Source organism: Chitinophaga sp. CF118 (assembly GCF_900112615.1).
Taxonomy (GTDB): domain Bacteria; phylum Bacteroidota; class Bacteroidia; order Chitinophagales; family Chitinophagaceae; genus Chitinophaga.
The window spans coordinates 188,636-198,330 of record NZ_FOMK01000014.1; the positions used below are offsets into that span (position 1 = coordinate 188,636).

The following is a 9,695-nucleotide window of genomic DNA, read 5'->3' on the forward strand; positions in this document are numbered from 1 at the left end:
AATATCAATCTGCTTCGAAACATTAAATGTTAAAACTACCCTCATGAAATATGCTTTTTTCCCAACTTTAATTGTCAGGAATCCGGTTTTTAGTTTCCTGGATTACCCTTCTTTTGACGGCCAGCAATTATTAGCGGACAATTTTTTCAGAGCGGCTTTATATATCGCAAGTTTGGATTTTTACAATGAACTTGAGAAAAGAGCGTTTGACTATAATAAACTGAGTACCGCGCAAAAAAACACCTTACAGAAATATTATAACAGAGCCTGTTTCCGGCCCACACCGTTCGGCGCCTTTTCATCATTAACCGGTATAGAATGGAGCAATAATGATACCGTACTGCTAAATGAGCATGTGAAGGCACATCTGAAACTTGACTATCACTCTTCCCTGGAACTAAGCGAAAGGCTGATCCATCAGGAGGCTAAAAACATCCTGCCATACAAATCCAATACTTCTCTATATAAAATATCCAAACATTTAAGATATATCAGGCACGACCTCGACAGCCAGAAGTTACAACGATCTTTCTCCATTGTTTCTCTCTCCAAAAATAAGATCATAGAAGAGATAGTTCAGTTTTGTTCTACCGGAAAACCCCTGCCAGAAATCGCACAGTTGTTGCAGGAAAGAACAGGATACGATAATAACATTGTTGAATCCCTGCTTCAACAACTGATCGCAGAACAGATCATTCAGCCACAATGGGGCACAAATATTACCGGGAACGATGGGCTGCAGGCCCTGGTGAAACAGTTATCTGATCAGGGCGTAAAATCAGACAGGCTGGAGCATATTGAAACAATGCTTGACGGCTTGCATACTGCAGATATAAAAGACTTTGAAAGTATCCTCGCATATAAAAAACAATTGGATGGATTACTGGATGATCCTGAAAAGCGGAAAAATGCTTTTTATGTTGTTACGGAAAGGGAAAGAACAACAGGTGGCATGAACATAAAATACCAGCAGGCGATCCTGGAAGGACTAAAGTGCCTGGATAAACTGATTCCATATCATCCGAGTAACGAACTGGAAAATTTCAAAAAGGATTTCATCCGAAAATTTGAAAACCGGGAAATCCCATTGTTGGTGGCGCTGGATCCTGAAGTAGGTATTGGATATGAAAACCAGGAAGACGTTGTTTTCGGTGAAGATGTTTTGCTGAAAGGAATACAATTTGATGGTAATCACTCTTCAAAAGAAAAATACTTAAAGTGGACAACAGGACATGCATTGTTGCTGAATAAACTGCAACAACAACATGCAGATCCGGATTTATCGGAGATTGTACTAACAGAAGAAGATTTGTCCCAGATAACGCCGTCTGCAGATTATCATCTTCCTCCTTCTTTGTCAGTCGTTTTTAAAACATACAATGATCTCATTCAGCTGGAAAGCGCCGGCGGCGTTACTGCTACCGCATTATTAGGAAGGTTTTCCGCTTTTAATGAACAGTTTTTGTCTATGGCTACCACCATTGCGGATAAAGAACAGACCGTGAATGATAAAGTAATATTCGCTGAGATATCACACGTATGTGACTTTCATGCTGCCAACATCAACAGAAGACAGCATATCCGTAAGTATGAGATACCTGTTGTCGTAACTTCCACCCTCAATGATAATGCACAGGTAACTTTATCAGACCTCTTTATTTCCGTGAAAAATGATCAGATCATTTTAAGATCCGAAAAACATAATGCGATTGTAATACCCCGGCTCAGTTCTGCATTTAATCATACCAATAGCGATTTATCCGTATTCCGTTTTTTATGTGATCTGCAATACCAGGGACTAAAAACAAACTTTAAGTTTGAGCTGAATAACTTTTTTCCGGGATTAAAGTTTTATCCCCGGGTGATGTATAAATCAGTTATATTAAGCCTTGCAACCTGGCATCTGAAAGATAACGATTTTGCCTTCCTTAAACAGAATGATTCCACATTATGGTATGGGGAATTTTTACAACTGGCGCGACTGATAAAACTGCCCAGACATTTTGCCCTGACACAGCATGATAATCATCTTGTCTTTGACAGAGACAATGGAAAGGAAGTATTGTTGTTCCTGGATGCGATAAAAAATAATAAAGAGCTTGTATTAACAGAGTTCCTTATCACTGATGATAATAAGACCACGGTAACCGATCATCAGCAGAAGCCAATGATCGGTCAATATATAGCCTCATTATACCTGAACGAGCCGGTATATAACATGCCCGGAAGCGTTAGATTTGAAGAAAGCAAAACAGTCAGCCGGAATTTTGTACCCGGCACAGAGTGGTTGTATCTGAAGATCTATTGTCATCCGGTAGGAGCCAACGACTTACTCAGTAACGTATTGTTACCAATGCTTAACCGAATTTTCAAAAAGAAAATAATTGACAAATGGTTTTATATCCGTTATGCAGATCCGGATTGCCATATTCGTTTACGCTTGCATGTTAGCAGTTATGCTTCTGATGAACTTATTGCAATGTTCAGCAGAAAACTGAAGACACTGCTTGATGAACAAAAGATAGAAAAATATTACATCGATACTTATGTGCGGGAGTTGGAGCGTTATGCCCCTGCCGCTATTGAAGATGTGGAGACCTTCTTTTTCAGCAGCAGCCTTTTGACGCTTCATTATATTGATAAGCTGATGCGATGTGGCAATCAATCATCTTTCCGGCTGGATATCATAATACTATCGATGGAGGAAATACTGAATGCCTTTAAGCTGAATACCAGAGAGAAAGCATCCCTGTTTTATCAACTGCACAGCAGCTTTTATAGGGAATTCGGGGAAGATAAAAATCTTAAGAAAAGCCTGGAGAAAAAATATAACGAAACACGGCGTGAAATGAGTGACATTTACGAAAACAGGGAGGAGATAAAGGAAGGCCTGGATAAATATTTTCTTCAATTTTACAGGTCTTCAAAAACGATTGCCGATAAAGTCAGGAAGAAACATGCTTCCGGATTGCCAAAGCTTGCAGCAGATATGATTCACATGCACCTGAACCGGTTATTTGAACGGAATGCGCGGAGGCAGGAATTTATCACTTATTATCTTTTATATAAACACTACAATGCTGCGCTTTACCGCAGCCAGTTAGCCGGGTAACCTTTTTGTTTTAAGCATTTTATCACTCAACCGGCTAAAGAAGGCATCCCTGTAACTACTACCAATCGTCAGATCCATATTGTCTTTTAATTGTATGGCATTCCCATCAACGGCAATAACTTTGGTGAGATTAACAATAGAAGATTTATGCACCCGCATGAACATCGTTGCAGGTAAACTTTCTTCCACTTCTTTCATGGTGAGATAAGTAATATATTTAGATGCCTGCGTATGGATAATTACATAGTTTTTTAGTGCCTGAATGTAAATAACATCCTTATATTCAATTTTCACTATTTTCCCTTTCATCTCATACTGAATATAAAAATGATCCCTCACGCTATCCTCTTCCTCCTGGGTGTTTTTAACCACCCGGCTATTTAATTTATTGATGCATTTCAGAAATCTTTCGTAGGAGATGGGTTTAAGAATATAATCGAAGGCATTTTTTTCAAAAGCCTGTAAGGCGTATTTATCATAAGCGGTGGCAAATACAACCGATGTTTTGCCATGCAGCAGCTCCGCCAGGTCTATTCCCGACAGCTGGGGCATATCAATGTCTATAAACGTTATATCAGCATAATTTTGCTCTCTGAATATCTGCAATGCTTCCAGCGGGTTCTCTGAAGCACCCATCAGCTGAAAGCCGGGCGTCTGTTCAATGTATTTGGTCAATACTTGGATAGCATGCTGTTCATCATCTATTAAATAACAGCTAATCATGTTAAATTGGTTAAAAAGGTTATAATTTAATGACTAAATGTACATAAAAATCGTGTTCATCGTTGTTTATATTCAGGCTATAAGCATCTTTATAGAGGTTATTCAGCCGTTTACGGATATTGACCAATCCTGTCCCATGGCTATAGGTTTTGCTCCTGGTTTTCTTTTGGTTTAAAGTTACTAATTCCACGTGTTCCGCGTTAAAGCTGACCGTAATTTTTCCCGGCGCTTCCTTGTTGATGAGGTTAGCATGTTTAAATACATTTTCAATGAAAGGAAGCAGGCACATAGGAATGATCCGGACATCGTCAAATTCTCCGTTAAATTCAGCATCCAGGTACAATTTATTACTAAACCTGATCTGATTAATCTTAATGATATTTTTTATCTGCTCAATCTCTCTTTCCAGGCTCACTTTGCCGTCTGGCTCCAGTTCTCGGAGGGAATAATTCATTAATTCAGACAGCAGGATGATCGCTTCGGATGCTTCCTGAGAGGCCTGCTGAACATTATTGTAAACAAAATTGAGGGTATTGAAAAGCATGTGCGGATTCACCTGTGATTGCAGGTAGGCATTCTGCATTTCAATAAAACCTTTTTCAAGATTATTCTTCTCAATCTGATCTGCCATTTGTTGCTTTTCCAGCTGGAGTACCTTTTTCTCATATCTGATATTCCTGATGGCAAACCAATAGGCAGAACTGAATCCAATAAAATATATTCCCCGCCACAACTGCCTTAATAAAGGCATAATCGGTTTATGGGTAAAAACCGCAGCTATATCAGGTTGCCTGTACCCTGACAGGCTATTAATCTGCAACATTAAATAAAGGTATAATACAAGCTCAATCAGGGTAAGGGCAAAGAATAAGCTGTAAGACCTCTTTTGGGCCCTGAATGAATAGGAGAGTACAATATGGGCGTGCACGTAAAATAACCCAATATTGACGATGTAAGGGAGCACATAATCGAATACGATGTTCCTGGTATCGCTGGAGCCTATAAGTAACGTAACAAAAGAAACCTCATAGAGTATAAACAGGGCCCACCCCAGGAGGTGGTAGGAAAGGCCTTTGTCCCGAAAAAAGTTAGCATTTGGGTGTGAAGAAAAGCGCATGTCCCTAAAATACTAAAATATATCTACATAAAAGAAGTGGTGGTGTAATAAATCCTAATGATGGGATTTGAAAATTTAATTTGCTTATAAATAATAAAACATAACATCATGAACAACTTAACCACCACTTCTTTCTCCATTCAGGCCAAATCAATTTTCAGATATGAAAGGAATGTAAACCAGTCCCGTCAGGGCAGGAAAATGGATACTACCATTACTACCATTACCCTCACAAGTGCCGCCGTGTATGATGCCAATACTTTCTCAGGTAAGCATATGGAAGGTAAAGATGCTTCCCGCCGTTTTGCATAAAGGGTAGCGCCCCTGATCTTTAATTGCCAACATAATGATTATGAAACAGCAACAACCGGATTTAAAATGGTATGTTTTATATACCAGACCAAAATTTGAGAAAAAGATCTGTCGGGAAATAGATTACCTGAAATATGAGAATTACCTGCCGCTGAAGGTAGTAACACGCCGCTGGAGCGACCGGATTAAACAAATTGAAGAACCATTGTTCGCCAGTTATGTATTCGCAAAAACAGATGACCGTCACAAGGTTGAACTGTTACAGATAGCTGGAGTAATAAGATTTGTGGCAGTAGAAGGAAAACCCTCTACTATTGCAGCAAGCGAGATAGAAAGAATTAAACTGATTGAATCGCAGGGACGGGACATCCAAAATGAAGATTATTTTGCGGAGGGAGATCAGGTGATGGTGACACAGGGGGCTTTTACAGGGTTCAAGGGGATTTTGATGCGTAATGTTAACCGGCAGTCAAGGTTCCTTATCCGGCTCCCACTTTTGAAACAGGCTATATCCGTAGAGATGTCCGCAAGTGATTTACTCCGGATTAACTGATTATAGTAATTGTTGTTTGTATTCTTTCACAGTGCTGTGCACATGATAGAAAGGCTGTGATTATTGATCTTCAATAATTATAAACAGCAGAAATGTCAGCCTCTGACATTCCATTATCATTTTTTTTTTAACATACATTTCGATTATCAAACCACAATGTGAGTTGAATTAGCGAAGCTGTATCATTACGAATAGAATGAAGTAACCCCGATTTTTCCGGAAACCTGGTTGGACATTACAGCCCGACACATGTAACACCTTTGAAGATATGATTGAACCGTTGAACATCTGCATTTCAGAAAAATTGAGGGTAGGCACTAGTGCAGCAGACATCCCGGAAGTGCTGACAGCTTCTTCTTATGAACTTTCACATGCGCAAAAACGCGTATGGTCTGTTTATCAGAATTCGGAAGAAAAATTAAAAGGCAATAGGTCTTTTTTTTCACTGATAGAAGGAGCGTTAAACATGTCCATCCTTGAGAAAGCTGTTGAAACCGTCCTGGCCCGCCATGACAGTTTACGCACTACTTTCTTTATGTTGGGAGAAACCCCTTATCAGCAGGTGTGTCCGGCTGAATCATTTCATTTCAGAATTAATCATATTGACATCAGTAATTATGAGAATAAAAAGGATCTGTCCAATGAAATCATTCAGGAAGAACATACTTACGCGTTTGACTTCCTGGATGGATTCCTCCTGAGAATTACCCTGATACGGAACACAGAAACCTCATTTATACTGATGTTTTCTATGCATCATATCATTTCGGACGACTGGTCAAAAGGAATTCTCGTACAGGAACTGTTTACTATTTATAATGCCTACCGGCAGGATCTGGAGAACCCGTTATCTCCGCTGCGTATCCAATACAAAGATTTTATTTCCTGGCAAAATTCCCTGCTACAGGGCGAATACATGGGAAAACTGGAAAATTATTGGTTAAACCGCTTCAATAATAAACCAGAACCGGTAAAACTACCAGCTGACTTTCCGGAAGATAATCTGCTCTTTTACAGCGAAAGCTGTATTGAACTTGAAATGAGCAGTCACTTAATCAAAGCGCTTAACAATACCGCTAAATCAAATGATACCAGCCTATTTGCCGTGCTGATGGCTATCACCAGTATCCTTTTGAACCGTTACACAGGACGGCAGGAACTGATTATGGGCACTCCGGTAACTTCCAGAATTCACCCGGAACTGGATGAGCAGGTAGGCTTATATATTGACATAATACCTGTCAGCATACACTTAAATGAAGAAAAGGATACTTTCAGTTATATCCTCGGTAAAGTTAAACAAACACTGCATGAGGCGCTGGAACATGGCCTGTACCCCTATGATATGCTGATGGAAAAACTAGGGCTCGTTAACCACGCACCCCGATTGCCATTTATTAATATACTGATGCAATCCCAAAGTATGCAGCAGATAATGTTGCCGGAAATTCCTGATTTATCTATCAAAAGTTATTCCCATAAAAACCTCACCGGCCAGGTTGACATCACATTTAATTTTAAACATTCCGACAGCTACCTGAAAGCCGGAGTAGAATACAATGCAGGTTTGTTTAAACGGTCTACCATTACACAGATCATAGATGATTTAATATATATAACCGAAACGGTACTGGCCAACAATGATATGTTGTTAAGTGATATCAGCCTCATAGAAAATGAAGAGCGAAAATGATTCAAATGCTGGTATTACCGGCAAACAATACAACCTGTTTTTTTAAACTAGTGGCTTAATGCCACATCTGAATGCGTATACCAGATGAAAAGAATATCAACTGTACAGGAAACAATTTGGTTAACACAAAATATTTATACCCGGTCATCACTTTACAACGTGGGTGGGTATGCTGTTATAAATGGCCCACTGCAACAGGCTGCACTGGTTGGGGCTATCGAAGATGTATTGAGTAACACAGATGTTATAGATATCGGATATGTTGCATTCAATGACGGCAGATTAAGTGATAATACCAGTTTTTCGAAATACGATATTGCTGCAATTGATTTCTCTACTGATGTGGATCCTGATAAGTCCTGTATCGACTGGATGACTGCCGATATGAATGTAGTGTGCGATGTAAATAAGAACCTGCTTAAGATCAGACTGCTTAAAGCAGCTGACAACAAATATTACTGGTATACTAAAGTGCATCACCTGATCTTTGACGGTTATTCCATGTCATTGTTTTTTAACAATGTTGCTGTGCTATATACTACAAGCATCAAGAATGAGCAACCGGCAATGCCTCAACTATATCCTTACACCGATTTTATCAATGATGAAGAGAATTACAGGGCTTCTGAGGAGTTTGCCGCAGACCGCACCTTCTGGCTCAATCGCCTGAGGAATATTCCTCCCGCAAAAGCATTTGAATCTTTTCAGAAATCTGCAAATAACGGGTCACTTCATTCACAGAGAAAAGAGACGGTTATTAGTCGTGAGCTGTATAACAGGATTGAATTGTTTTGCAAGAATAATAATTGCACCGCTTTCCACTATTTCATTGCTACCCTTTTTATTCTGAATAAAAGTTATAATAATCCCACACCAGTAATTGGTCTCCCTGTTTTTAACAGAAGAAATAAACAGTTCAAACATACTATCGGCACATTTGTGAATATGTTACCATTCGCTATTTCAGTAGAGGATGGAGCTATATTTACTGATATACTTTCCCAGGTTAAAAATGATCTGAAGGATTGCTACCGCCACCAGAGATTTCCGTTGTTTGATATCTTACAAGAGTTGGATGGGAAAGACAATATTTATAATGTCTCTTTTTCATATCAGAAGAATATCTATGAGACAAAATTAGGTGATTCATTGGCTTCCATCAATTATATGACGGGTGGAGAACAACAGGATGATCTGATGTTTCATTTATTGGAATATACTGCCACAGAGGATCTGACGCTGGCAATTGACTATAAGGAACATTTATTCACTCAAGATGGCATCAGCCGCTTGCTGAATCATTTCAATACTTTATTACAGACCTTTTTAGATAATCCCCTTGTACCGGTTGATCAGCTGGATTATTTAAGCAATGCGGAGAAAACTCAGTTGCTGGTTGATTTTAATGGTGCTGCAGGATCTTATCCCCGTAATAAAACACTAACAACATTATTTGAAGAACAGGTAACAAAAACTCCTGATGCTATTGCATTGGTGTTTGCGGGTAAGGAGTTTAGTTACCAGTCGTTAAACAATTATGCTAACCAGTTAGGGGCATATTTAAGGAACCATTACCAGATTCAACCCGATGATTTAATAGGAATAAAATTAGAACGTAGTGAATGGATGATCATCTCCCTGCTGGGAGTATTAAAGTCAGGCGGAGCATATGTACCTATTGATCCGGAGTACCCGCAGGAGCGTATAGATTATATGCTTACTGATAGCCAATGCAAAGTGCTGATAGATGAGGCGGAACTGGAAAAGTTCAAAGCAGAGGCAAGCCGTTATAGCAACGGAAATATAGTATCCGTTAATAAAGCATCAGACCTCGCATATGTGATTTATACATCAGGTTCCACCGGTCAGCCTAAAGGTTGTATGCTGGAACATCAGGGAGTTATCAACCGGATCGAATGGATGTGGCATCAGTATGATTTTACAGCAACGGATATCATTCTTCAGAAAACGACCTTCACATTTGACGTATCAGTATGGGAGCTTTTTATGCCACTGTGCTGGGGTGCGAAGATGGTTTTATGCCAGCGGGAAGATACGGTCTCACCAGACCGGATCTTGTCACTGATCTTGAAAGAGGGGGTTAGCTGCCTTCACTTTGTGCCAGGTATGCTGAATGTTTTTATCACCAGCTTATTTGACGGTGCTGATATAAAAGATGCGTTAA

At 39.5% G+C, this 9,695-nt stretch carries 7 protein-coding genes; 5 read left to right on the top strand and 2 right to left on the bottom strand.

The window, feature by feature from the left end; translation table 11 throughout:
* Positions 1-43: 43 nt before the first annotated feature.
* Positions 44-3,112 carry a lantibiotic dehydratase gene (locus BM176_RS30750; RefSeq protein WP_090108237.1) on the top strand — a complete coding sequence of 1,023 codons (3,069 nt, stop codon included), beginning with the start codon at positions 44-46 and terminating at the stop codon, positions 3,110-3,112.
* Here BM176_RS30750 and BM176_RS30755 read toward each other — a convergent pair.
* Both BM176_RS30755 and BM176_RS30760 read right to left on the bottom strand, forming a co-directional pair.
* Positions 3,101-3,835 (bottom strand): LytR/AlgR family response regulator transcription factor, encoded by a 735-nt coding sequence (locus BM176_RS30755; RefSeq protein WP_090108238.1) that lies wholly within the window; start codon positions 3,833-3,835, stop codon positions 3,101-3,103. The two genes, BM176_RS30750 and BM176_RS30755, sit on opposite strands and share 12 nt — an antisense overlap.
* 19 nt (positions 3,836-3,854) lie before the next feature.
* Positions 3,855-4,952, bottom strand: coding sequence for a sensor histidine kinase (locus tag BM176_RS30760; protein ID WP_090108239.1), 1,098 nt, complete (start codon positions 4,950-4,952; stop codon positions 3,855-3,857).
* Positions 4,953-5,060: 108 nt separating this feature from the next.
* Here BM176_RS30760 and BM176_RS30765 point away from each other — a divergent pair, with 108 nt between their 5' ends.
* The 4 genes from BM176_RS30765 to BM176_RS30780 form a co-directional block, all read left to right on the top strand.
* Positions 5,061-5,264 carry a hypothetical protein gene (locus BM176_RS30765; protein ID WP_090108240.1) on the top strand — a complete coding sequence of 68 codons (204 nt, stop codon included), beginning with the start codon at positions 5,061-5,063 and terminating at the stop codon, positions 5,262-5,264.
* A gap of 40 nt (positions 5,265-5,304) precedes the next feature.
* The gene (locus BM176_RS30770) at positions 5,305-5,817 is read left to right on the top strand and encodes a UpxY family transcription antiterminator (RefSeq protein WP_177230602.1); all 513 of its coding nucleotides are present in this window, start codon (positions 5,305-5,307) and stop codon (positions 5,815-5,817) included.
* Positions 5,818-6,085: 268 nt separating this feature from the next.
* Positions 6,086-7,510: a condensation domain-containing protein gene (locus BM176_RS30775; RefSeq protein ID WP_090108242.1), complete on the top strand. Its 1,425-nt coding sequence runs from the start codon at positions 6,086-6,088 to the stop codon at positions 7,508-7,510.
* 84 nt (positions 7,511-7,594) lie between these two features.
* Positions 7,595-9,695, top strand: a 2,101-nt coding sequence (locus BM176_RS30780) for a non-ribosomal peptide synthetase (protein WP_143097959.1), incomplete at its 3' end; no start/stop codon positions are given.